22 protein-coding genes and 1 other RNA gene are annotated in these 24,382 nt (G+C 58.7%); 14 read left to right on the top strand and 9 right to left on the bottom strand.

Going from position 1 to position 24,382, the window contains the following annotated elements; translation table 11 throughout:
- The first annotated feature begins 24 nt into the window (after window positions 1-24).
- Complete coding sequence (locus tag AC1ROR_RS07735) at window positions 25-1,437, top strand: FAD-binding oxidoreductase (RefSeq protein ID WP_498589047.1); 1,413 nt, start codon at window positions 25-27, stop codon at window positions 1,435-1,437.
- Between the two features lie 91 nt (window positions 1,438-1,528).
- The gene (locus tag AC1ROR_RS07730; RefSeq protein WP_498589046.1) at window positions 1,529-5,230 is read left to right on the top strand and encodes an AsmA family protein; all 3,702 of its coding nucleotides are present in this window, start codon (window positions 1,529-1,531) and stop codon (window positions 5,228-5,230) included.
- A gap of 265 nt (window positions 5,231-5,495) precedes the next feature.
- Here AC1ROR_RS07730 and AC1ROR_RS07725 read toward each other — a convergent pair whose 3' ends face one another.
- From AC1ROR_RS07725 to ssrA, 5 genes are all read right to left on the bottom strand, one after another.
- On the bottom strand, window positions 5,496-5,822 hold the full coding sequence (locus AC1ROR_RS07725) for a hypothetical protein (protein WP_498589045.1): 327 nt from the start codon (window positions 5,820-5,822) through the stop codon (window positions 5,496-5,498).
- Window positions 5,823-6,035: 213 nt separating this feature from the next.
- Window positions 6,036-6,245 (bottom strand): ribbon-helix-helix domain-containing protein, encoded by a 210-nt coding sequence (locus tag AC1ROR_RS07720; RefSeq protein ID WP_035220590.1) that lies wholly within the window; start codon window positions 6,243-6,245, stop codon window positions 6,036-6,038.
- 105 nt (window positions 6,246-6,350) lie between these two features.
- Complete coding sequence (locus AC1ROR_RS07715; RefSeq protein WP_003494961.1) at window positions 6,351-6,554, bottom strand: DUF4169 family protein; 204 nt, start codon at window positions 6,552-6,554, stop codon at window positions 6,351-6,353.
- A gap of 44 nt (window positions 6,555-6,598) precedes the next feature.
- Window positions 6,599-7,111 carry an SspB family protein gene (locus AC1ROR_RS07710; protein WP_035220594.1) on the bottom strand — a complete coding sequence of 171 codons (513 nt, stop codon included), beginning with the start codon at window positions 7,109-7,111 and terminating at the stop codon, window positions 6,599-6,601.
- Between the two features lie 229 nt (window positions 7,112-7,340).
- Window positions 7,341-7,713, bottom strand: a transfer-messenger RNA (tmRNA) gene (gene ssrA, locus AC1ROR_RS07705).
- 142 nt (window positions 7,714-7,855) lie between these two features.
- On the opposite strand from ssrA, the gene AC1ROR_RS07700 reads away from it, so the two are divergent.
- The 7 genes from AC1ROR_RS07700 (at window position 7,856) to AC1ROR_RS07670 (ending at window position 14,676) form a co-directional block, all read left to right on the top strand.
- Entirely contained in the window at window positions 7,856-8,164 is a 309-nt protein-coding gene (locus AC1ROR_RS07700) for a DUF2853 family protein (protein WP_035220597.1), read from the top strand.
- A gap of 90 nt (window positions 8,165-8,254) precedes the next feature.
- Window positions 8,255-9,049, top strand: a complete 795-nt coding sequence (locus AC1ROR_RS07695) for a thymidylate synthase (RefSeq protein WP_035220600.1) — start codon at window positions 8,255-8,257, stop codon at window positions 9,047-9,049.
- A gap of 117 nt (window positions 9,050-9,166) precedes the next feature.
- Window positions 9,167-9,838, top strand: a complete 672-nt coding sequence (locus AC1ROR_RS07690) for a dihydrofolate reductase (protein ID WP_498589044.1) — start codon at window positions 9,167-9,169, stop codon at window positions 9,836-9,838.
- 190 nt (window positions 9,839-10,028) lie between these two features.
- Complete coding sequence (gene hflK / locus AC1ROR_RS07685; RefSeq protein ID WP_142169256.1) at window positions 10,029-11,150, top strand: FtsH protease activity modulator HflK; 1,122 nt, start codon at window positions 10,029-10,031, stop codon at window positions 11,148-11,150.
- Between the two features lies 1 nt (window position 11,151).
- Window positions 11,152-12,069, top strand: a complete 918-nt coding sequence (hflC, locus tag AC1ROR_RS07680; protein WP_498589043.1) for a protease modulator HflC — start codon at window positions 11,152-11,154, stop codon at window positions 12,067-12,069.
- 225 nt (window positions 12,070-12,294) lie between these two features.
- Window positions 12,295-13,836, top strand: coding sequence for a Do family serine endopeptidase (locus tag AC1ROR_RS07675; protein ID WP_498589042.1), 1,542 nt, complete (start codon window positions 12,295-12,297; stop codon window positions 13,834-13,836).
- Between the two features lie 90 nt (window positions 13,837-13,926).
- Entirely contained in the window at window positions 13,927-14,676 is a 750-nt protein-coding gene (locus AC1ROR_RS07670) for an SDR family oxidoreductase (protein ID WP_498589041.1), read from the top strand.
- A gap of 25 nt (window positions 14,677-14,701) precedes the next feature.
- Here the strand turns inward: AC1ROR_RS07670 and AC1ROR_RS07665 are convergent, their stop codons facing one another.
- Window positions 14,702-15,274: a GNAT family N-acetyltransferase gene (locus tag AC1ROR_RS07665; protein ID WP_498589040.1), complete on the bottom strand. Its 573-nt coding sequence runs from the start codon at window positions 15,272-15,274 to the stop codon at window positions 14,702-14,704.
- Window positions 15,271-16,161, bottom strand: coding sequence for a phosphoserine phosphatase SerB (serB, locus tag AC1ROR_RS07660; protein ID WP_498589039.1), 891 nt, complete (start codon window positions 16,159-16,161; stop codon window positions 15,271-15,273). The genes AC1ROR_RS07665 and serB overlap by 4 nt, the downstream gene beginning before the upstream one ends.
- On the opposite strand from serB, the gene miaA reads away from it, so the two are divergent.
- On the top strand, window positions 16,160-17,056 hold the full coding sequence (gene miaA, locus AC1ROR_RS07655) for a tRNA (adenosine(37)-N6)-dimethylallyltransferase MiaA (RefSeq protein WP_498589038.1): 897 nt from the start codon (window positions 16,160-16,162) through the stop codon (window positions 17,054-17,056). The genes serB and miaA overlap by 2 nt on opposite strands.
- A 9-nt stretch (window positions 17,057-17,065) precedes the next feature.
- Here miaA and AC1ROR_RS07650 read toward each other — a convergent pair whose 3' ends face one another.
- On the bottom strand, window positions 17,066-19,066 hold the full coding sequence (locus tag AC1ROR_RS07650) for an ATP-binding protein (RefSeq protein ID WP_498589037.1): 2,001 nt from the start codon (window positions 19,064-19,066) through the stop codon (window positions 17,066-17,068).
- Between the two features lie 382 nt (window positions 19,067-19,448).
- On the opposite strand from AC1ROR_RS07650, the gene AC1ROR_RS07645 reads away from it, so the two are divergent.
- Window positions 19,449-21,242: an acetolactate synthase 3 large subunit gene (locus AC1ROR_RS07645; protein ID WP_080835101.1), complete on the top strand. Its 1,794-nt coding sequence runs from the start codon at window positions 19,449-19,451 to the stop codon at window positions 21,240-21,242.
- 19 nt (window positions 21,243-21,261) lie between these two features.
- Complete coding sequence (ilvN, locus tag AC1ROR_RS07640) at window positions 21,262-21,834, top strand: acetolactate synthase small subunit (RefSeq protein ID WP_003507555.1); 573 nt, start codon at window positions 21,262-21,264, stop codon at window positions 21,832-21,834.
- 69 nt (window positions 21,835-21,903) lie between these two features.
- Here ilvN and AC1ROR_RS07635 read toward each other — a convergent pair whose 3' ends face one another.
- Complete coding sequence (locus tag AC1ROR_RS07635) at window positions 21,904-23,040, bottom strand: hypothetical protein (protein WP_498589036.1); 1,137 nt, start codon at window positions 23,038-23,040, stop codon at window positions 21,904-21,906.
- A 359-nt stretch (window positions 23,041-23,399) separates the two neighbouring features.
- On the opposite strand from AC1ROR_RS07635, the gene AC1ROR_RS07630 reads away from it, so the two are divergent.
- Complete coding sequence (locus AC1ROR_RS07630) at window positions 23,400-23,768, top strand: ArsR/SmtB family transcription factor (protein ID WP_498589035.1); 369 nt, start codon at window positions 23,400-23,402, stop codon at window positions 23,766-23,768.
- Window positions 23,761-24,291, top strand: coding sequence for an SRPBCC family protein (locus tag AC1ROR_RS07625; RefSeq protein WP_035220634.1), 531 nt, complete (start codon window positions 23,761-23,763; stop codon window positions 24,289-24,291). Before AC1ROR_RS07630 ends, AC1ROR_RS07625 begins: the two co-directional genes overlap by 8 nt.
- The last annotated feature ends 91 nt before the right edge of the window (window positions 24,292-24,382 follow it).

Raw genomic sequence — 24,382 nt, 5'->3', positions numbered from 1 at the left:
CAGATGTTGCGGTGGAGACGGACGATGGCGCTGAAAGATGTGGTGGCGGGAAAGCGGAACGAAGAGGGCATCGCGTCGGCACTCGCGGTGTTGAAGCAGCAGCTCGGCGACAGGCTCCAGACCGGACAGGCGTTTCGCGAGCAGCACGGCCACACCACCACCTATCTGACCCTGCAGGCGCCTGACGGCGTCGTTTTTGCCGAAAGTGCGGACGATGTGAAGGCCGTGGTAAAGGTCTGCGCGCAACATAAGGTGCCAGTCATTCCTTTCGGAACGGGCTCTTCGCTGGAAGGGCAGGTGAATGCGCCGAACGGCGGAATCTGCATCGATTTCAGCCGGATGAATCGCATCATTGAGGTGAATGCCGAAGATCTTGACGTGACGGTGGAGCCGGGCGTGACGCGCGAGGACCTCAATGTCTATCTGCGCGATACCGGCCTGTTCTTCCCCATCGATCCCGGTGCCAATGCCTCCATCGGCGGCATGGCCTCGACGCGGGCCTCCGGTACCAATGCCGTGCGTTACGGCACGATGAAGGACAATGTGCTGGCCGTTACCGTCGTCGTTGCCAATGGCGAGGAAATCCGCACCGCCCGCCGTGCCCGCAAGTCGTCCGCCGGTTACGATCTGACGCGGCTTTTCGTCGGTGCAGAGGGGACGCTGGGTGTCATCACTTCCGTGACGCTGCGCTTGCAGGGCATTCCCGAAAAGATCGCCGGCGGGGTCTGCACTTTCGACAGCGTCAAGGCGGCCTGCGATGCCGTCATCATGACGATCCAGATGGGGGTTCCGGTTGCCCGTATCGAATTGCTGGACGAAGTGCAGGTGCGGGCCTGCAACGCCTATTCCGGCCTGAATTACGCGGAGAAACCGACACTCTTCGTGGAGTTCCACGGCACCGAGGAAACGGCGGCACTGCAATCGCAGCAGTTCGCCGAGATTGCCGCCGAATGCGGCGGCGTCGACTTTCGCTGGACGAGCGACGCGGCCGAGCGCAACAAGCTCTGGAAGGCGCGGCATGACGCCTACTGGGCTTCCCGCGCGCTTGCGCCCCATCTCGACGGGCTTTCCACCGATGTCTGCGTCCCGATTTCGCGGCTCGCGGATTGCGTGGTGGAAACGCAGCAGGATATCAAGGAAAACGGCTTTCTCGCGCCGATCGTCGGCCATGCGGGCGATGGAAACTTCCACGTCCTCATCCTCTTCGACGGCAAGGATGCGGAAAGCGTTGCAAAAACCGAAGCCTTCGTCGCCCGCCTCAACCGCCGCGCCATCGCCATGGACGGCACCTGCACCGGTGAACATGGCATTGGCCAGGGCAAGATGAGCTTTCTGGCCGAAGAGGCGGGAAATGCGCTGGATCTGATGCGTGCCATCAAAACGTCGCTCGATCCCGATAACATCTTCAATCCGGGCAAGTTGTTCCGTCTTGTCTGATCATTCTCATATTTGATTGGTACAAAAGGCTGCTTGCCGTTAAGGCAGAAAAGAATAGGTTTGCAGCGTTCGCGAAGGGAGATGCAGGTCAGTGCTCGGGCGTATTCTGGTTTTTCTGGGCGGACTGCTGGCCGTGGTGCTGTTTTCGGCGCTGCTTATTCCCTATTTCGTCGACTGGACGGACTTCCGCCGCGATTTCGAGGATCAGGCAAGCCGTATCCTCGGCAAGAAGGTGGTGGTGCATGGCCGGGTTGAAGCCCGTATCCTGCCTTTCCCTTCGGTGACATTGCATGATGTGCGCGCCGGAACGGATGCGGATGGATCACCGCTCATTCAGGTCGCCCGTTTTTCCATGGATGCCGAGCTTGCACCTTTCCTCTCCGGCGAAGCGCGCATCTTCGACATGCGCATCGAGGAGCCGAAAGCCAAGATAAGGCTGCTGAAGGATGGGACGCTGGACTGGATGCGCGGCAGCCGGGCCGAAATTCCCGCGCGCACCGTGGTTCTGGAAAGCGTACAGATCGAAGGCGGGCAGATCGAATTCATCGATGAGCAATCCGGCCGCAACCGTGTCGTGACCGGTCTTAATGCCGACATGTCCGCCAATTCGCTGGCCGGGCCGTGGAAGGCCGAGGGACGCGCTGCCGTTGATGGACATCCGGGCTCTTTCTCGCTCTCCAGCAGCGAGCCGGATTATGCCGCCGGCCGCATGGGGCTCCGGGTGCGGCTGGTGCCGGACGAACATCCGGTCGAGGTTGATCTCGATGGCGTGATTGCCGCAACAGCGGGAAAGCCGGCCTATAGCGGTTCTTTCTCCTTCAGTTTCCGTGAGGACGAAAAGCAGAAGCAGCAGGCCGGACAATCGCTGTTTTCCTCGCCGCGCACCCGCGGCAGTTTTGAACTCACCAATGAGAGCGTGCGTATCCCGAGCTACCGCATGGAGCTTGGCGGCAGCGAAAATCCCTATGTCGTGACCGGCGAAGCGACGCTCGATACCGGCGCCAAGCCGGAATTCCTGCTGACGGCCGATGGTCAGCAGATCGATGTCGCCCGCTTCGCGCCACCTGTCGTGCAGACGGGCAAGACCTCGCGCCAGCCCACCGCCTCGGTGCGCCAGCGCATCGAGGCCTTTGCGGCCATGGTTGCTCGTATTCCGGTGCCGCCGGTGCCGGGCAAGGCGAGCATCAGCCTTCCGGCGCTCGTTTCAGATGATACGACCATTCGCGATATCCGCCTGGATGTGCGCCCGGAGGGCAGCGGCTGGCAGGTTGTGAATGCGGTTGCGACGCTGCCCGGCAGGACGCAGCTGGAAGCCAAGGGGTCTTTGACGCTTCTCGGCGGCCCTGCCTTCAACGGCAATCTGCTGCTTGCCTCCAACCAGCCTTCAGGGCTGGCGAACTGGCTTTCCGGTTCCGTCGACCCCGCGATCCGCCAGCTCAATGCCGCCGGTTTTTCCGCCGATGTCTCGCTGACGACGCTTAACCAGCGTTTCGACAATCTGGAGCTCGCCATCGGCGACGCCTCGCTGAAGGGTGAGCTGGAGCGGCGCTCCGATGGCAAGACTTCCAATCTTTCCATCGATCTTGCCGGCAACGAGATCGACCTCGATGCCTTGAGAGCGCTCGGCAGCCTCGCGCTCGGCGATCAGGTGGGAAGCTCGGTTCTCGACCATCGCATCAACGCCAAGTTCAAGGCCGACCGGTTCAATATGGCGGGTGTAACCGCAAATCATGTGGAAACCGCCTTTACGATGGCGGGTGGCGTTCTTTCGCTTGAAAACATGACGGCCGGTGATATTGCCGGCGCGGAAGTGCGCGCCAAGGGACAGTTGCAGGGCTCGCTGCTGAAATATGCCGGCAAGGGCACGGTGAATTTGCATGCGACGGACATGCAGCCTTTCTTCACCATGCTGCAGCAGAAATTGCCTGATCATCCGTTCCTCAGGCGTCTGGCGGCTAGTGCGCCCTGGTACGCCAATTCCGACCTTGCCATGGATGTTTCGGTCAATAGCGACAATGGCGGCGCCAATGTCGCGGTTTCCGGCACCGTCAATGGCAGCCGGCTTTCAGCTGTCGCCAAGATGCCGGATTTCCTGTCGATCACCGACGACACGGCGATGTCGCTGGAAGCGGTGTTGAAAAACCAGTCGACGGCGATCCTGTTCGGGCAGGCGGGGCTTGATCCGCTGCCGTTCGATGCGGATGGGGAAGGGCTTCTTTCCGTCAAGCTCAACGGCACGCTTGGTTCGCCCGCGCAGACCGATATCCGCTTTTCCACCGAGCGTACGCATTTTTCGATGAACGGCTCCTTTGCCGTTTCGGCCGCCAATTTCGGTGAAGGCAGTGCGGATGTGGCGCTCGAAAGCGCTGATATCGAGCCATATCTCATCATGAATGCGGTCGGCCTGCCGCAGCTTGGCGGCGGCATGGCGTTGAAGGCCAACGGCAAAGTGGCTGTGGATGGGCAAAAGATCGCCCTTTCCGGCATAGGCGGGCAGGCGGGCGGCAATCCCTTCTCGGGCAATCTGACGGTTGACCGTGTGGCTCCCTATCCCGTCACCGGCGCCCTTTCGGTCAGAACCGCCGATCTCGCCTGGCTGGGAGATGCGATCTATGGACCGGTGATCGATCCGGAAACCGGCGCGCTCAATGCCAAGCCTCTGGCCATGCCGGCTTTCCCGCAGCTAAAGGCGTCGCTGTCGCTGAAAGCGGAGAGTTTCGAGGCCGGCCCCTTCGGTACGGTCACGGGTCTTTCGGCAAAGGTCACGCATGATGAGGGCAGTCTCGCGCTCGACGATGTTGCCGGCACCTTCATGGGGGGCAAATTGACGGGGCGGCTCGCCATGTCGACGGGCGGGGGTGCAGGCATTTTCCGCACCAAGATCGCGGTTACTGATGCCAATCCGGAGCCGATATTGTGGGCGAACGCCAATGGGCCGGTCGCAACGGGGCGGGTCGCACTTGATCTTACGGCCGAATCGACTGGCAAAAGTCTTGCCGAAATCCTGAAGTCGGCGGGCGGTTCGGGGGAAATCCGTGCCAGCGGGCTCGCGCTGAAGGGGCTCAATCCCGGCGCCTTTCCGCCGATACTGCAATCGGCGGATGGCCTGCACCAGCCTATCGACGCACCCAAGGTGCGGCCGTTGGTGGACCAGAATCTGTGGCAGGGCGAGATAGCGCTCGGCGATGTGGCCTTGCCATTTTCGTTGAATGGCGGCGCGCTTCACTTCCAGAACCTGCGCGCCGGCATCGATCCGGTGCAGCTGACGGCTGATGCGACGGTGGATATTGCTGCTTCGACCGTGAATGGCGACCTTGATCTTCTCTTCAATCCCGGCACGGAGACGGTTGCCGGGGCCGAACCGTCAGTGCGCCTGAATTACACTGGACCGCTTGCCGCACCGGCTTTGACGACCGATGTTTCGGCGCTCAGCAATTATCTGTCGCTCAGGGCTTTCGAGAAGGAGCGCCGCCGGGTGGAGGCCATGCAGGCGAGCGTTCTTGAAAAGCAGCGCCTGCGCCGTGAAGTGGCGCTCTACCGTTTTGAGGCGGCAGAGCGTCAGGCGGAAAAGGAACGCGTGGAAGCGGAGGCCAAGGCAAAGGCGGAAGAGGAGGCGCGGCTGAAGGCTGCGGCCGAGGAGCGTCTTCGGCAGGAAAAGGAACAGCAGGATCGGTTGCAACAGCAACAGCAACAACCCGTTCCCGAGCCGCAGTCCGCACCGGTGTTAATTGTGCCGCCAACGGAGAACGCCATCAGGGAACTGGCGCCGGAAAGCGCGCCGGCTAATCCGTAAGTTTCTCGGGACGGGCAGCAATCGTTCTGCAGCTTGCAGAAGTATTGAACTTCTCTCCCAAACGCGCAGTTGAAACGCGCCGTCATCCTCGGGCTTGACCCGAGGATCCACAAGCGGACGCGAGCATGGATCCTCGGGTCAAGCCCGAGGATGACGGTGCGTTTAGGAGAGAAGTTGAGGCACACAACCCTGTCTCAGGGCGCATTTCGACGCGCTCTGGAGCCTGCCCTTTCAGCTACTTTACCGGACGAGCTCAGACAGCCCGTCAAATCCAGCTTTCGCGCTCGCCGAAGGGCGTGTCGGCGTCGAAATTTTTGGTACCGATCCTGCTGCTTTCGCCAGACAGGCTCGGCTTATCCGCGCTTTCGCCCGAGGAGGACGATTTGCCGGAGCTGTTTTCAAGGGTTTCGAGATCAGCCTGGAGCGATGCGATTGTGCTCTTCAGGTCTTCCTGGGCTTTCGCTTCGGTCGTCTGGGCGAGCTCCGACTGCTTTGCGGCAATCTGCGATTTCAGTTCGGAGACGGTTGAAGACGAGGTGGAGGACGAGAGAACGGAAGCAGCGATGTTCGTTCCCGAAACGGCAGAAACCATGGGTCGCCTCGTGGCGGAGGTGTGAAAGGGAAAGGTCTGAAACACAAATTGAAAGCAAGGCTACGCAATACGGGGATGCCTTGGAGCGCAGATTAATCAGCTAATGTTTAATGAATGCTTTCGCGGCGTTACGAGTTTTCAGCAGGAATATTAATAGTCGCCGTAAAGCAGAATCCGGGCCCGGGCTTTGATCTCACATGCTGCCAGAAGTGCTCAGCGTGTTTTGAGCCAGCTCAATACATAGACTCGCAAGGATGAGGACAGATTGCTGTCGGCGGGCCGGTTGTCGTCGATTTCGGCAAGCAGGGCGGCGAAACTGATCTTGCGCTTTTCGGCGATGATTTTCAGCTCGTCCCAGAAGGCATCCTCAAGCGAAATACTGGTCCGGTGGCCATGCAATGTCGTGGAATGTTTGCGGATCATCACATCGCTCTCCGGCTGGAAATCTGAATCATGTCTCGCCGGTAAGTCCCTGTTTTGTGATTCTCTTCTGATTTTCCCGGAGAGGAGCTCCGGTCAGCGGGATGATCAGTCCCTGTCGGTCCTGTCATCGTCCTTTTCGAGCCGTCCCTGATCCAGCGCCTTCTCGGCCTTCTCATTGAGGGCGGATGTGAGGTTTTTTTCCGCCTTGGTGCGGCCGAAAGACAGGCGGTTCTGTTCCGCCTGTTTTTCTTTTTCGCTACGGGCCTTCTGCTTTCGAAACTGACGCAGATTGACGATATCGGCGGCCATGCGGATATGTCTCCTTGAGTTTCGTGCGGTGGGGCAGGAGGCTGTTATTGCTTCTTGCGGAAAGCATCCAGCGAGACGACGGAGCCTTCCTTCTTTTCCTCACCGGCCTTGGGTGCCTCGGCGGTGGAAGCGGGCTTTGCTTCATTGGAAACGGGGTAGGCGGTGATTTCGGCGTCTTCCATCTCTTCCTCGTCGGCCAGCGGCACATCGAATTCAAGTTCGAAATTGACGGAAGGATCGTAGAAACCGCGAATGGCATTATAGGGAATGACCAGCTTTTCCGGCGTATCCGAGAAGGACAGGCCGATTTCGAAGCCGGTTTCGGTAACCTTCAGGTCCCAGAACTGATGCTGGATGACGATGGTCATCTGCTCGGCATATTTTGCCTTCAGGTGCTGGGAAATCCGCACCCCGGGCGCGCCGGTCAGGAAGGTGATGAAGAAATGATGGTCGCCGGGCAGGCGGCCGGTTGCGGCCACTTCACCCAAAACTTTACGAATAACGCCGCGAAGGGCATCCTGTGCGAGAATGTCGTAACGGATATGATCCTGCCCCATGCGGTCCTGTCTTTCCCTTATTCGAACGTCTTTTAATGCACGGCGCGTCATGCGCGCCAGGGACGCTGTAACACTTTGAATTTTTGCGTAATCCTTGAGCCAGGATCAATTTCGATCCTGACGGCTACGCGTTGCCCAAGTATACGCAATGTCCTGAACGGCAGCAACGGAAAAGCCGATGCCGATCACAAGTCAGCTATCATATAACCAATTCAGGCAAAATGGAGAAGGTGGAGGTTTCTGTTGCCAGGTACCTCCGAACCCCGCCTCACGGGGCTAACCGTGAGGACTTAGAGCGGAATTCCCGCACCGCCATTAGGCAGCGAGAGCGTATTCCTTAGCGTTGTTGTCGTTTGCAACTACACTTGTGACCCGATAACGGCGGTATCATGCCGAGCAAAAGTTCGATCTTTACGCCCTTGTCGATCCTATTTCGCCCCCATCAAAAGCCGGCCTCGATCTTGCAAAGCCCGCCGGTTTTTGGTGGAGGCGCCGGGTACCGCCCCCGGGTCCAATAGGTTTATTACACCGACCGTTTATCGCCATAGCCGGGTTGCCCCGGCAAGGCTCATATAGGCGTTTCCCGTCCCCGAGAAAAGGGGGGCGATGACAATTCCATGAAAAGGTTTCGTGTTTGGCCCCGGCAATTTAGACTATTCTTGACGACGGGAGATTGCTGACACATTCTCCATGCAACCGGTCACCAGAAGCAACACCGGGCCGGGGACACACGAAGGAGTGGACATGACCGACTATCTCGCAGATGTGAAGAAATACGATGCAGCAGCCGATGAAGCCATTGTCGGCAAGATCGTCAAGCATCTCGGCATTGCCTTGCGCAACCGGGATTCCTCGCTGGTGTCCGCTTCCGATCCGGAAGAGCTTGCGCGTGTGAAGGCGAGCTGGTGCGGCAAGAAGCTCGGTGTGACCGATGGCAGCGCCGATCAGGCGATCGATGCTGTCGCCAAGGCCATGGCCGCAGACCGCTCCAAGTCGCGCGTGACCTTCTATTACCTTGTCGCCAAGGAACTGGGCAAACTCCAGTCGCTTTGATTTAACGGGGATAAGCCCGCATTAGATGATTGGTTCTGCCGCCCTGTGCTATTATATTCGCTGGATATCAGGGAATCGGCGGCAGAACGCATGAAACAATATCTCGATCTTCTCCGGCATGTGATGGAAACCGGCTCCGACCGTGGAGACCGCACCGGCACGGGCACGCGCTCTGTCTTCGGTTACCAGATGCGTTTCGACCTTTCCGAAGGTTTTCCGGTTCTCACCACCAAGAAGCTGCATCTGCGCTCCATCATCCATGAACTGCTATGGTTCCTGAAGGGCGACACCAATATTGCCTATCTCAAGGAAAACGGCGTTTCCATCTGGGACGAGTGGGCCGACGAGAATGGCGATCTCGGCCCGGTCTATGGCGCGCAGTGGCGCTCATGGCCGGCACCCGATGGCCGCCATATCGATCAGATCGCGCTTCTGATCGAGGCACTCAAAACCAATCCCAATTCCCGCCGTCACATCGTTTCGGCCTGGAACCCGGCGCTGGTAGACGAGATGGCGTTGCCGCCCTGCCATTGCCTGTTCCAGTTCTATGTCTCGGACGGCAGGCTGTCCTGCCAGCTTTACCAGCGCTCGGCCGATATTTTCCTCGGCGTTCCCTTCAATATCGCATCTTATGCGCTTCTGACGCTGATGGTGGCGCAGGTCACCGGCCTGAAGCCGGGCGATTTCGTCCACACGCTCGGCGATGCGCATATCTATGCCAACCATTTCGAGCAAGCGAAGCTGCAGATGACGCGCACGCCGAAGGCCCTGCCGACGATGCGTCTCAATCCTGACGTCAAGGACCTTTTCGCCTTTAAGTTCGAAGACTTTACGCTTGAGAATTACGAGGCCGATTCAAGCATCAAGGCACCGATCGCGGTATAACGAGAAATACGCCTTGCCGGTGGCGCGCTGGGATAATATGCAGTGAACCTTCGTAAAGATGAGTTCCTGGTGTAGCGCCTTATGAAGAAAAATCCCCCGAGAGTCCGGATGCCATCTGTGGCATCCATTGTGGCAAGAAGTTATCCTGATCAGATTATCGGAATAGATAACACTTTGCCGTGGCACCTTCGGACCGACTTGCAGCTTTTTAAAAAGAGGACGCAAGGACATGTTGTCATCATGGGACGTAAAACATTTGAATCTATCGGTCGTCCTTTGCCCAATAGGACAAATATAATTCTCTCGAGAAACGAGCCTCCCTACCTAAGCGATTTCAAATCTCTGAAGTGGGCTCCAGATCCGGAAACAGCTTTTCTGATCGCAGATATGGATTCGATCATTTCTGGGAAAATGGAATTCTTTGTGATCGGTGGGGAGCAAATTTACCGCACCTTTCATAAGTACTTAAATAGGATTTTTGTCACCGATGTGTTCTGCGGAAATATAAATGGTGACGCTAAGTTCGAAGTCAATTTTAATGCGGCGCGCGGGGATAAGCGTTCTGAATGGATCATTAAGGGTGAAGATGAATACCCGCAGACCGATTTCGACGATTTTCCCTTTAGGGTGACCGAATATCGCCGAAGAAAGCCTGAGCACCGTTACAGGGTGAAAGAAGAGCTTATGGGACGGAAGCCCGATATCGAAAAATTTTGGGCGCAATATGAAATGAAAGTCAAAGCTCTAGAGGACGAGGAAGCCAATCAGTTGGATTTTTTTGAATCCTGACTGCACTCGTTCACATCCTTGTCATTGCTATCTCTGCGTCAAAGTGAACTATTTACCTTGATTGGGTATTTAGTTACCACCTCTGCGTTGAAACGGACGCTTCTCCTTCCTATAACGGGTCGATATTCCCGCCGCACGCGAGCATTCGCTTACGAACGGAACCGGGAGAGGCTTTTATAAAGAGGTATTGATGCCCTGGAGCAATCAGAATGGCGGCGGCGGCCCTTGGGGCGGCGGCGGTGGAGGAAACAACCAGGGCGGCGGTGGCGGCCCATGGGGGCAGGGGCCTAACCGGCCTCGCGGCGGTGGCGGCGGCAACAATGGCGGCCCGCCCGATCTGGAAGAGATCATCCGGCGCAGCCAGGACCGTTTCAAGAATGTCCTGCCCGGCGGCTTTAATGGCGGCGCCGTTGCGATTGTTGTTCTCGTCGTTCTGGTGTTCCTCGGAATCCAGTCCATCTATACCGTCCAGCCGGACGAGCGCGGCGTGGAGCTGCGTTTCGGACGTCCGAAGGACGAAATCTCGATGCCCGGCCTGCATTTCCATCTGTGGCCGATCGAGACGGTTGAAATCGTCAAGGTCACCGAACAGCAGCAGAATATCGGCTCGCGCGCCTCGTCTTCCTCGTCGAGCGGCGTGATGCTGACGGGTGACCAGAACATCGTCAACGTGCAGTTCTCGGTGCTCTATACCGTTTCAGATCCGAAATCCTACCTCTTCAACGTCGACAGCCCGGCCGAGACCCTGCAACAGGTTTCCGAAAGCGCGATGCGCGAAGTCGTCGGCCGCCGTCCGGCACAGGACATTTTCCGCGATAACCGTCAGGCGATCGCGGCGGATGTGCGCACCATCATCCAGTCCACCATGGACGGTTATGGCGCCGGTATCTCCATCAATGCCGTGGCCATCGAAGATGCGGCGCCGCCGCGCGAAGTGGCCGACGCCTTCGATGAAGTGCAGCGCGCCGAACAGGACGAGGATCGCTTCGTTCAGGAAGCCAATCAGTACGCCAACCAGAAGCTGGGTGCCGCGCGCGGTCAGGCAGCGCAGATCGTCGAAGAGGCGAATGCTTACAAATCGCGTGTCGTTAACGAGGCTCAGGGTGAAGCGCAGCGCTTCGTTTCCATCTATGACCAATATCGCACGGCACCGGATGTGACCCGTCAGCGCATGTTCCTGGAAACCATGGAACAGGTCCTGAAGGGCTCCAACAAGGTGATCATCGACGAAAAGCAGGGCGTGGTGCCTTATCTGCCTCTGAATGAGATCATGCGCGGCAATGCCGGCGCAGCACAGCAGGGAGGCAACTGATATGAGCAACCGTCTTACGGCCGTTCTCGTCGGTCTCGCCGTTCTGCTTTTCTTCGGCTATTCCTCGATCTTCGTCGTCAACGAGCGCCAGCAGGCCATCGTCGTGCGCTTCGGTCAGATCCAGGATGTGAAAACCGCGCCGGGCCTCTATTTCAAGCTGCCCTTCGCCTTCATGGATGCCGACCGGGTGCAATATGTCGAGAACCGGGCCCTGCGCTTCGATCACGACAATATCCGTGTTCAGGTTTCCGGCGGCAAGTTCTACGAGGTTGATGCCTTCGTCGTCTATCGCATCACGGATGCGCGCCGTTTCCGGCAGACGGTCTCGGGTGACCAGATGTCGGCGGAATCACGGCTTCGCACCCGTCTCGACGCGTCGCTGCGCCGGGTCTACGGTCTGCGCGGCTTTGAATCCGCACTCTCGGATGCGCGTGCATCGATGATGCAGGAAGTGCGCGACGATCTGCGTCCCGATGCGGAATCGCTTGGCATCAGCATTGTGGATGTCCGCATCCGCCGTACCGATCTGACGCAGGAAGTGTCCCAGCAGACCTTCGAGCGCATGAAGTCGGAACGTCTGGCCGAAGCCGAACTGATCCGCGCCCGCGGTAATGAAGAGGCGCAGCGCCGCCGCGCTATTGCCGACCGTCAGGTGGTGGAGTTCGAATCCGATGCACGTCGCCAGTCTGAAGTGCTGCGTGGTGAGGGCGATGCGGAACGGAACCGGGTCTTCGGTGAGGCTTTCCAGCGCGATCCGAGCTTCTTCGAGTTCTATCGTTCGATGGCTGCCTATGCCAATTCGCTGAGCGGAAACAGCACGACGCTGGTTCTGTCCCCGGATTCGACCTTCTTCCGTTATTTCAACGACATCAACGGCACGCCGTCTACGGCGCCTGCTGCGCCGGCACCGGCGAACTGATAGCGGATCAACCGATGTTGAAAGGGCCGGTTTTGACCGGCCCTTTCTTTTTGGCGAGACTGGTTTTGGCCAGCCCTTTCCTTTGACTCGGTTTTCGTGCCAATGCTGTGGGCAGGGCAAGGCGTCACCAGCCTGTTCACGAAAAGGTATTTTTACACTTCATCATTCCGCCTTATGCTTTGTCGATATATGCAAGGCGAGACTATTTGAAACGCGAGGACGCTTATGGCCGTGACCCTTCTTTCGCCTTTTCGCAGCAGCATCGCCGCAGTCGCGAGCATCGCGCTTGTGGCGGGTAGCCTTTCGGCACCGGTTGCGGCGTGGGCGCAGAGCCATGGGCCGGAATCGGTGGCCGATCTTGCCGAGCCGCTTCTGGATGCGGTGGTGAATATTTCGACGTCGCAGAACGTCAAGACCGAAGGCAAGGGCCCCGTTCCGCCGAAACTGCCCGAAGGGTCTCCCTTCCAGGAGTTCTTCAAGGATTATTTCGACAACCAGAAACCGGAAGGCGGCGACAAGGTCAGTTCGTTGGGATCCGGCTTTGTCATCGATCCGGCCGGTTATGTCGTCACCAACAATCACGTCATCGAGGGCGCGGATGCCATCGAGGTGATTTTCCCGAATGGCTCGAAGCTCAAGGCGATGCTGGTCGGCACCGATACGAAGACCGACCTGTCCGTCTTGAAGGTGGAGCCGAAAGCACCGCTGAAAGCCGTCAAGTTCGGTGATTCGCGCAGCATGCGCATCGGCGACTGGGTGATGGCCATCGGCAATCCCTTCGGCCTTGGCGGATCGCTGACCGTCGGTGTCATCTCCGCGCGCGGCCGTAATATCAATGCCGGTCCCTACGACAATTTCATCCAGACGGATGCAGCGATCAACAAGGGCAATTCCGGCGGTCCGCTCTTCAACATGAAGGGTGAGGTAATCGGCATCAATACGGCGATCATTTCGCCGAGCGGTGGATCGATCGGTATCGGTTTCGCGGTTCCGACGGAGCTTGCGCAGAATATCGTGCAGCAGCTCATTGAATTCGGCGAGACGCGTCGTGGCTGGCTCGGTGTTCGCGTCCAACCTGTCACGGATGACGTGGCCGCAAGCCTTGGCATGGAAAGCGCAAAGGGTGCGCTGATTTCCGGTGTCGCCAAGGGCGGTCCGGTGGAAAACGGCCCGATCGTGGCCGGCGATGTCGTCCTGAAGTTTGACGGCAAGGATATTCACGAGATGCGCGACCTCCTGCGGATCGTGGCGGAAAGCCCTGTTGGCAAGGAAGTCGACGTGGTTGTCCTGCGCGACGGCAAGGAAGAGACCCTCAAGGTGAAGCTCGGCCAATTGCTCGACACGCCGGACGAAAAGGCCTCGACGGATGATCCGCAGGCCGAAGACGGCGACGGCGGTGTGGTGACACCGGATGATGGCGGCAGCGACGATCAGGCGCAGGACCAGACGCCTGAGGTGCGCGAAGCACCACAGAGTGTTCTCGGCATGAACCTCGTTGTTCTGAGCAACGAGCTGCGGACGGAGAAGGGCATTGCCGAAAGCGTCGAAGGCGTGCTTGTCGCCAGCGTCGATCAGGGTTCTCCCGCCGAACAGAAGGGCATGAAACCGGGCGATATCATCGTTGAGGTCGGGCAGGATTTCATGGAGGTTCCCGGTGACGTCTTGGTGCGCATCAACGGTCTGAAATCGGAAGGCCGCAAGAATGCGCATATGATGGTTGCGGATGCTCAGGGTAATCTGCGCGTTGTGGCTCTGCCGCTGGAATAAAGCGCCTTTCGCCCGGTTCGTCAGGAATCGGGTGGTTGTGATGCCGGCTGCTCTTTAATTCTTGGTCTCCATCGAACGGAGGCCAAGGATATGAAATTACTCGAAAACAAGGTTGCGATCATCACCGGCGCGTCATCCGGCATCGGCCGGGCGACGGCAAGGCTGTTTGCCGAACAGGGCGCGGCCGTCATCATCAACGCGCGTGGCGCAGCGGCACTTGAGGATGTGGCTTCCACCATTCGCCAGGCCGGCGGTCGCGTTCACACCGTCTTAGGCGACGTCGCAGTTGCGGAAACCCATGCCCGCCTGACGGAGGCGGCCATGACCATCTTTGGCGGTCTCGATATCGCCGTCAACAATGCCGGTGCGGTTGGGGCGATGAAGCCGCTTGCGGAGATTTCGGTCGAGGAATGGGATCATGTGATCGCCGCCAATCTTACTTCCGCATTTCTCGGTGTGCGCAGCCAGATCCCTGCGATGTTGAAGCGGGGAGGCGGCTCGGTCGTCTTCATCTCCAGCTTCGTCGGCACCAGCGCCGGCATACCCGGCATGGCAGCCTATGGCACATCAAAGGCGGCGTTGATGGGGCTGGTGAAAGGCATTACTGCCGATTACGCCGTCAAGGGCATTCGCGCCAATGCGCTGCTTCCGGGCGGCGTTGATACGCCGATGGCGGGAGATGCAGCCCAGAAGGAGTGGGCCGCGGGGCTGCATGCGATGAAACGCATCGCGGAACCGGAGGAGCTGGCGCAGGCCGCCCTTTTCCTTTCCAGTCCGATGTCGAGCTTCGTTGCCGGATCGGCCCTGTTTGCCGATGGCGGCAATGCGGCAGTAAAATAATTGCCGAACTAGCGGGCGAGGGGCGTTACTGCGCCTGTCGTGCCCGCCATTCCTCCAGCGTCAGCGCATAGGTGACGTGAGGGCGCAGATGCGGATGGGTCTCTTCCGGCACGCGCGGATGGTCGAAGTCTCGTGAAGGGTCACGCTTCAGGCCAATGCGCTCCATCACGCGCGTCGAACGCTGGTTATCATGGACGGCAAAGGAGACGATTTCCGGCGTCTCCTTTTCATCGAAGGCCATGACGAGCAGCGATTGCGCGGCTTCGGTGACATAGCCATGGCCCCAGTATCGGGTGGCGAGCCGCCAGCCGATCTCCATTGTTCCGATCGGGAAGGGCGGATCGAGGTTCATCACGGGGGAGATACCACAAAAGCCCATGACTTCGCCGGTCTCGCGCAGTTCCATGGCATAAAAGCCGTAACCGCTGCCACGGATCATGCCATTAATGGTTTCCAGAACCGCGTCCGCTTCCGCATGGCTGCGACGGAAGGGGAAAAATTCCATCACCTTTTCGTCGGCATTGATTTCACGGAACAGATTACGGTCGCTCTCCTTCCACTCGCGCAGAATGAGCCTTTGTGTCTCACGGATGATCATGGAATGACAAAATCCGTCTTGCGGTAGCCCTGAATGTAAAGCAGCGCGGTGAGATCGCCATGGTCGATGCGCATCTGCGCCTCGGCGGCGACAGCCGGCTTGGCGTGAAGTGCGACGCCGGCGCCAGCCAGGTGCAGCATGCCGAGATCATTGGCGCCATCGCCGACCGCCATCGCCTCTTCGGGCGAGATGCCGAGCTTTGTGGCGATATCGTTCAGCGCATCCACCTTGGCCTGTTTGCCGAGGATGGGTTCGGCAACGGTGCCGTCAAGCTCGCCATTGGCTTCGCCGAGCAGATTGGCGCGGTTTTCGTCGAAACCGAGCATGGCGGCCACAGGGCCGGTGAAGACGGTGAAGCCGCCGGAAACGAGGGCGGTATAATATCCCTTCGCCTTCATGGTGGCGATCAGTTCCTTGCCGCCCGGGGTGAGGGTGATGCGCTTTTCGATGACATCATCGACCACCGAAACCGGCAGGCCCTTCAGCAGCGCGACACGTTCCCGAAGCGCCGGTTCGAAGGCGATCTCGCCATTCATGGCACGGGCGGTGATTGCGGATACCTTTTCCTTGAGGCCGACTTCGGCCGCCAGCTCATCAATGCACTCCTGGCCGATCATGGTCGAATCCATATCGGCGATCAGGAGCTTCTTGCGGCGCTTATCCTGTTCCTGGATGACGATGTCGATTTTCCGATCGACGATTGCCATTCGCAGAAGACGATCCGCCGCCTCCATGTCCGTTCCTTCGGGCAGTGCAATATCGCAGGCAATGCCATCGGCCAGCCAATAGAGGCCCGATGCGTTGACGGCCTTTGCGGCGGCTTCGCCGAGGGCCGGTGTCAGAACAGGATTTGACGGATTGGCGATAAGCGTGGCAACGAAAGCCATGATGAAAAACCTTGATGAGAATTTTGATGCGATCCTGATAACCGGCCCGACGGCAAGCGGCAAGTCCGCGCTTGCGCTTCGTTTGGCGCGGGAGCGGAACGGTGTCGTCATCAATGCCGACAGCATGCAGGTTTACGACACGCTGCGGGTGCTGACCGCCCGGCCATCCGAAGACGAGATGGAGGGCGTACCGCATCTGCTTTACGGCCATGTATTGGCAAGCAGCCTCTATTCGACAGGCGAATGGCTGCGTGAGATTTCGGCCCTGCTTCCCGATTTGCGCAAGCAAGGACGCTTTCCGGTCATCGTCGGTGGCACGGGGCTTTATTTTAAGGCGCTGACGGGCGGCCTGTCCGACATGCCCGCCATTCCGGACGATATACGCGAGAGGCTGCGGTCCCGTCTGATCGAAGAGGGGCCTGCGGTTCTCCACGCGGAATTGTCGCGGCTTGATCCAGCTATGGCTGAAGGGCTTCAGCCGGGGGACGGCCAGCGGATCGTCCGGGCGCTGGAGGTCATCGAGGCGACCGGAAAGTCGATCCGGGATTTCCAGAAGGCGAGTGGTCCGGTGATCATCGATCCCGACCGGGCGCAAAAAATCGTGGTTTTACCGGACAGGCCGGTGCTGCATGCGCGCATCAACCGGCGGTTTGAAACCATGATGGAGAGCGGCGCGGTGGAGGAGGTGAAAGCTCTTCTCGCTCTCAATCTTGCGCCCGATGCGACCGCGATGAAGGCGATCGGCGTTTCTCAGATTGCCGATATGCTGGCCGGCCGCATGAGCGAGGCGGAGGTGATCGAAAAATCTGCGGCTGCCACCCGCCAATATGCCAAGCGGCAGATGACCTGGTTCCGCAATCAGATGGGGGAAGACTGGGCGCGGCTTAAGCCATGAACGCCGGTGTCAGTCCTTGCGGTAGAGGCTGCCGAGCGGCTTCTTCAGCAGACTTTCCCTCAGCGACGGGCGAGTATCGCCGGGAGGCGGGCCATTCTGCGTCTGCATCTGGAAACCGGCCCTGCGCAGGTCGTTGACGGTGTCGGCCCCTGTCGGCGGATCTTGCGGTGCTGACGGCGCACGTCCAGGCAGCATGTCCGGACGATAAGGCTCGTAGCCTTCCGTTGCAGCCGTCCCCAATTCGCGTTTCCAGCGATCCATGTCGTCCGTTTCTTTGAGGCCGGCGATGGGCTCCGGCAGATCGGAAAAGGCTGCCTCGACACTTTGCTGAAAGCCGGTGATGACCGGTTTGGCCGTGGCGCGCATGCGGGTAACGATGCTGTTCAGGTCGACCGTATCGGGCGTTTCATGGGGCGTGTGGCTGACCGCGCCGCTTGCCTTCGGCAATTTGGCCGTGGGGACGCGGTCGAAGCGCATGCGCATTGGCACACCCACCGCTTCGCCAAAGGCGATGGCCTCGCCATTGCCGATGGACGACAAAAAGCTGGTGGTTGAGGTCGATGCATTCGGTACGGCGGACAAAATGATCTTCTGGTCGATCTCGTTCGACAGCCGCATGGCGAAAACGGTCGAGCACTGAGACAGGATGGTCTGGTCGAGTTCGCTCGGCCGCTGGCTGATGACGCCGAGGGAGATGCCGTATTTACGGCCTTCCTTGGCGATCTGGGCGATTGATTGACGGGTGGGGAAAAAGCCCCGCTCGGGGTCCGCCGGAACATAACGGTGCGCTTCTTCGCAAACCACCAGCATATGCAGTGAACCGCGCGCCAATACTGCGAGCTCGAAGGACATGCGGCAGAGGACGGAAACCACCGAGTTCACCACCTCGGAGGGGATGCCGGACAGCTGGAAAACCGAAATCGGCCTGCCTTCTCCGGGAATACGGAAGATATGCGCCACCGTTTCCAGAATATTATCGCTGATCGTATTGCTGGAGAACATGAAATTATAGCGCGTGTCGTTGATGGCCGAGAGGATGCGGCCCTTCAGGGAACGCAACACCGGTTTTTCCCCGCGCCCTTCCAGCCGTCCGATACGCTCGTCGACAAGGGCCAGGAGGTCGGCCATGCGGTAAGGAACCGGCGTATCCGGCGTGATCGCGCTCTTGTCCGTTGTCCGGCGCACGGCGGAGCCATCTGTGCCGCGAAATGCCTTTTTCGCTTCCGGAATGATCTCGCGCAGAACATCCATCTCTTCCGGCACTGGCTTGCGGCCGCGGAAAATCACTTCTGCGAATTCCTCGAGCCGCATCAGCCAGAAGGGAAGGTCGAGCGTATCGGTGTCGATAACAACCGAATGGTCGGGAAACGCGGCTGCAAATTCATTGTGCGGATCGAGAATGAGGATGCGCAGCTTGGGGTCCGTCTCGATCGCCTTGTTCAACAGCAGGGTAACCGCCGTGGTCTTTCCCACACCCGTTGATCCGACGACGGCGAAATGTTTGGCCAGCATTTGCGGGATGTTGATGGCCGCGCCGATCGTGTCGTCCTGTGTCAGCTTGCCGATGACGCAGCTGTCACGCTTGCCGCCGTCATAGATCTTGGCAAGGTCGCCCGTGCGGATGCGATGCGCCACCGCGCCCAGATAGGGGTAACGGGAAATGCCGGAGGAAAAGCGTTCGCTGCCGTCCTCGGTGCGATAGACTTCGCCCACAAGTTCCACGTCGATCAACAGCCTGTTCGGCCTGTCCGATGACCAAGAATCTTCGCCGGTGCGCATGGCATATACCAGCGCTGCGACCCGGCTCGTTCCCATTTCGATGGAAATCAGGCGGCCGACGGACCAGAGCTGGGCGACATCGGTTGAGCCGATCTCGGTTTCGGCGGCAATGGTCGCATGGGCGCCATCACAGGCGATGACACGGCCCAGCATGCGGTTAGCCGGCTGCTGGCCGGACCGCCGTTCGTTGTCGTCCATACGGGACGCCTTATGAAACTCGTCGTTACTCACGTCTTATCCCGGTACATGCGGATGATCGCGGTGGTTCGGGCAGCATCTGCGTTTTCAATATTAAACGATTATACTTAACAACCGGTGTATCAGCTGCGTTCGAAAATTTCGTGGAAGCGGCCTTTCCGGCAATAAAAGAAGGCGGCTCCGATTTTTTCCTGCAATATGCGTTGACGGCTGGCGCATTTCTGGCTAACACTCCGGCCCATGAAAAATCTTAACGTACTTATCGTGGTGGGACGGCGCATGGGCAGGATGGTGTAACCATCCGGCGAAAGCACCCATGCGCTGAACGAGGCTCCTTAAGGGGCCTTTTTTTATGTCTTCAAACAGGCCCTCGGGCTCCTCGATATCCAAAGCCAAAGCGGGATGGAAACAGGCAATGACGGATAAGGACAATACGGAAAACAGCAATCGCATGACAGGTGCGGAGATCGTTCTGCAGGCGCTGAAGGACAACGGCGTCGAGCACATCTTCGGTTATCCCGGCGGCGCCGTACTTCCGATCTACGACGAGATTTTCCAGCAGGAAGACATTCAGCACATTCTCGTGCGCCATGAGCAGGGCGCCGGCCATGCGGCCGAAGGTTATGCCCGCTCCACCGGCAAGGTCGGCGTCATGCTCGTCACGTCCGGTCCCGGCGCCACCAATGCGGTGACGCCGCTGCAGGATGCGCTGATGGATTCCATTCCGCTCGTCTGCCTGTCCGGCCAGGTTCCGACATCGCTGATCGGCTCGGATGCATTTCAGGAATGCGATACTGTCGGCATCACGCGCCCCTGCACCAAGCACAACTGGCTGGTAAAGGACGTCAACGAGCTGGCAGGCATCATCCATGAGGCCTTCCGCATCGCGCAGACAGGCCGTCCCGGTCCCGTCGTTGTCGATATTCCGAAGGACATCCAGTTCGCCACCGGCACCTACACGCCGCCTTCCGCCGCCATTCAGCAGAAGAGCTACAAGCCGAAGGTCCAGGGCGATCTCAATGCCATTCATGCGGCCATCGAACTGATGTCGAAGGCAAAGAAGCCGATCTTCTATACCGGCGGCGGCGTCATCAATTCCGGCCCGGAAGCGACCCGGCTGCTGCGTGAGCTGGTTGAGCTGACGGGTTTCCCGATCACCTCGACACTGATGGGTCTCGGTGCCTATCCGGCTTCCGGCAAGAACTGGCTCGGCATGCTGGGCATGCATGGCTCCTACGAGGCCAATATGACGATGCATGATTGCGACGTCATGGTCTGCATTGGTGCGCGTTTCGATGACCGAATTACCGGTCGCATCAACGCGTTTTCGCCGAATTCAAAGAAAATCCACATCGATATCGATCCGTCCTCTATCAACAAGACGGTTCGCGTTGACGTGCCTGTCATTGGCGATGTCGGCCATGTTCTGGAAGATATGGTCCGCCTGTGGCGCGCCTTGCCGAAGAAGCCGGAAAAATCGCAGACAGCCGACTGGTGGGCCCAGATCGAGCGCTGGCGCGCCCGCAATTCCTTCGCCTACAAGAACTCCAACGACGTCATCATGCCGCAATATGCCTTGCAGCGGCTCTATGAGGCGTCGAAGGGACGCGACACCTACATCACCACCGAAGTCGGCCAGCACCAGATGTGGGCGGCGCAGTTCTTCGGCTTCGAAGAGCCGAACCACTGGATGACGTCGGGCGGTCTCGGCACCATGGGTTATGGCCTGCCGGCGGCCATCGGCGTTCAGGTTGCGCATCCGGAAGCACTGGTCATCGACATTGCCGGTGACGCCTCGATCCAGATGTGCATTCAGGAAATGTCCTGCGCCATCCAGTATGGTTTGCCGGTGAAGATTTTCATCCTCAACAACCAGTATATGGGCATGGTGCGGCAGTGGCAGCAATTGCTGCACGGCAACCGCCTGTCCAACTCCTACACCGAAGCCATGCCTGACTTCGTCAAGCTGGCGGAAGCCTATGGCGCAGTCGGCATGTATTGCGACGATCCGAAGGAGCTGGACGACAAGATTGCAGAAATGATCGCGGTCAACCGGCCGGTCATCTTCGATTGCCGTGTTGCCAATCTTGCCAATTGCTTCCCGATGATCCCGTCTGGTAAGGCTCACAACGAGATGCTGTTGCCGGATGAGGCGACGGATGAAGCTGTTGCCAACGCTATCGACGCCAAGGGCCGTCAGCTAGTCTGAGCCGGGAGAGGAAAAGGACATGAACGCACACCTACAACCCACCGGCTCCGCCTATTTCATCCAGAAAGAAACGGCTGCCGTCGAAAATCACACGCTGTCGGTTCTCGTCAGCAATGAGCCGGGCGTGCTTGCCCGGGTCATCGGCCTGTTTTCCGGCCGTGGCTACAACATCGAAAGCCTGACGGTTTCGGAAACCGAGCATGAGGCGCATCTGTCGCGCATCACCATCGTCACGCGCGGCACGCCGATCGTGCTCGAGCAGATCAAGGCGCAGCTGGAGCGCATCGTTCCGGTGCACCGCGTTCTCGATCTCACCGTTCGCGCCCGCGAACTCGGGCAGGAACGGCCGATCGAGCGCGAAGTGGCGCTCATCAAGGTGGCTGGCACAGGTGAAGTTCGCGCCGAAGCGCTGCGCCTTGCCGATGCGTTTCAGGCCAAGGTGGTGGATGCAACGGTTGAGCATTTCATCTTCGAGATCACCGGCAAGTCGTCGAAGATCGACCAGTTCGTCGCCATCATCAAGCCGCTCGGCCTGATCGAAATCTGCCGCACGGGTATTGCCGCGATGAACCGTGGCTCGCAGGGGATGTAATCTCCGCTAGCAAAGTAAGTGCCGTTGAATATCAAGCCCGCGCAACGTCGCGGGCTTGTCTTTTTCCATCTACAGTCCGGTGCGTTTTCCGAAGGGAACGACGCGCGCGTTTCCAGTCCGGCCGGGGTTCTGCGGTGGTTCATCCGCAGGTCGTGTCACGACGAGACGGCCGCCAATACCTTCGGCCAGCGCCTCGCTTTCGCGCATTTTGCGAAGCCGGGCCCGAGCGTCCGGCGTTGCCGTGCCGATCAGCTGTTCAACGCCGTTGACGCCACCGGGAACCGTCAGCCAGCGTTTGGCATCCTGTGTCGTATAGTCATGTTCACGGGAGTAGCGAAGGGTTAGTTGGTAGTGATCCGGCAAGCCCTGTTCGGCATTCGCTTCAACATGGCGAACCCGGAAAGAAACGGAATCGTCCTCTACCCCGAAGGTGTCATTATCGGGGATAATATATCCGTTTTCATGGGTAGCAATTTTGATGAAACTCAGGGCGCCCGCATATAGCTCCGTCCAGGGAACCGGCGCGGCTTCTACGTGGATTTCCCGCCCGATATAATCTGCGGCCCCCAGCGTGTGGATGCCTATGCATTGTTCCGTCGTGCCCCGCGGCGGCGTTTCACTGTAAATGCGGGGATGAACCGTTAGCGGGCCGATCGGCTCTTCCGCAAATGTCGTGAAATTCTCCGCGGGAAACACCATGTTGCTCTGCGTCCAGTGGACCAGGCCTGCCGGCGTGTTTGCGCAGATCGTTTCGCAGGCGATCGACAGGACCCTGATCCGCTCGATAAATTCGCCAAGCGAATGGCCAGGCTGGTGCATGCCGATCTGGTTGAACAGGTCCGCAATACCTTTTTCCTGCATCACTCCGCCAAACACACCGTGCTGGACATAGACCAGTACATGGGATTTGTGACGCTGGATTCGCTCTGCGGCATCGGGCACAAGCATTATCGAGATCGGGGAGCCAAGAGTGGGGGCGAAAACGCCGTGATCCGCCGGCCCCGTCATGAATTCGATAGCGATCTGAAGATCATTCGGCCCGAACATCTGAACATAAGCCGGAGATATTGCCGGGCACGTCAGGCCGATGCCGAGCCGGTTGAACACGGTCCGGAACTGTTTGACCAGGTCCGGCAATGGTGAGGAGGTGGTGTTGCCTTCCAAAAGGATGGCTGCCTGCATCTGGTTTGTATATTTCCCGATCATAATATTAGTGATCCCGATGAATATGCCAGTATATTCACAAATCCGGGTTGATCTATCGTAAATAGAACCAAAGTTATTTAATAAATGTCAAATTTTATTTGCCTACTATTATGATTATTAGCATATTTTTATGTTTATATACGCCAGCGCCCATATTTCTCTCTTTGCGCCTCAACGTTTGCATTTCAAAGAGCGTCCGGTTGGCATGAAGGTGCTCCAAATCCGATTCCGGTCCGAAAGCATGATGCGTTGTCGCGCGGCCCGCGCTCTGTCGCAGTCATTCCAGCGCGTTTCCATTCGGTGGATTTATATTCAACCATATGGTTGACTTTCCGTGCTGATGGCCTATATTCAACAACATGGTTGAATTATCTGTTCCACATCTCGATACTGTCTTTCATGCGCTTGGCGATGCGACGCGGCGCACGATGCTGCGCGATCTTTCCCGTGGGGAGCGAACGGTAAGCCAATTGGCCGAGCCGTTCGACATATCGCTTGCGGCGGCCTCGAAACACATCAAGGCGCTGGAAAATGCCGGGCTAATCCGCCGTGAGGTGAGGGGGCGTACACATGTCTGCCGCCTTGCGCCGGAGCCGTTGGCAGACGCGCATGAATGGCTGGATTTCTACCGGCAGTTCTGGAACAGCCGCCTCGATATTCTTGAGCAGATGCTCAGGGAGGACGATCAGGGAAAATCCCCTGCAGATGGAGGAAATGACAATGGCTGATATTGCAATGCCTGATACCTATGGCCGTCTCGTCGAGCCGGCTACCCTGAAGATAGAACGGCTCCTGCCGGGGCCGATCGACCGGGTATGGGCCTATCTGACACAAAGCGAGCTTCGCCGCCGCTGGCTCGCATCGGGGGAAATGCGGCTTGCGCCTGATGCGCCTTTCGAACTGGTCTGGCGCAACGACGAGCTTTCCGATCCGCCTGGCCACCGTCCGGAAGGGTTTTCCGAAGAGAACAGGATGGCCTCGCGCATCATCACCGTCATTCCGCCGCATCGCCTCGTCTTCAGCTGGGGCGAGGGCGGAGAGGTGTCGATCGAGCTTCAGGCTCTGGGCAAGGATGTGCTTCTGACACTGGTCCATCGCAGGCTGGTGGACCGGACGACCAAGCTCAATGTCAGCGCTGGCTGGCACGCGCATCTCGATATTCTCGCCGCCCGTCTTCAGGAAAAGGAGCCCAAACCCTTCTGGGATAGCTGGCTGGGGCTGAAAGAGGAATATGAGCAGCGCATACCGTAATAAATTACGGTTTGTCCCAAGGCATGGCGGCGCGGTTGGCCGCGCCGTCTCTTGCGGTTACAGCGAGTATCCAATGGGCGCGATTGCCCCG

Source organism: Agrobacterium sp. GW821-FHT14E08, from assembly GCF_058803865.1.
The sequence above is the reverse complement of the archived record's forward strand: the minus strand, read 5'-3'. Positions and strand labels throughout refer to the sequence as shown.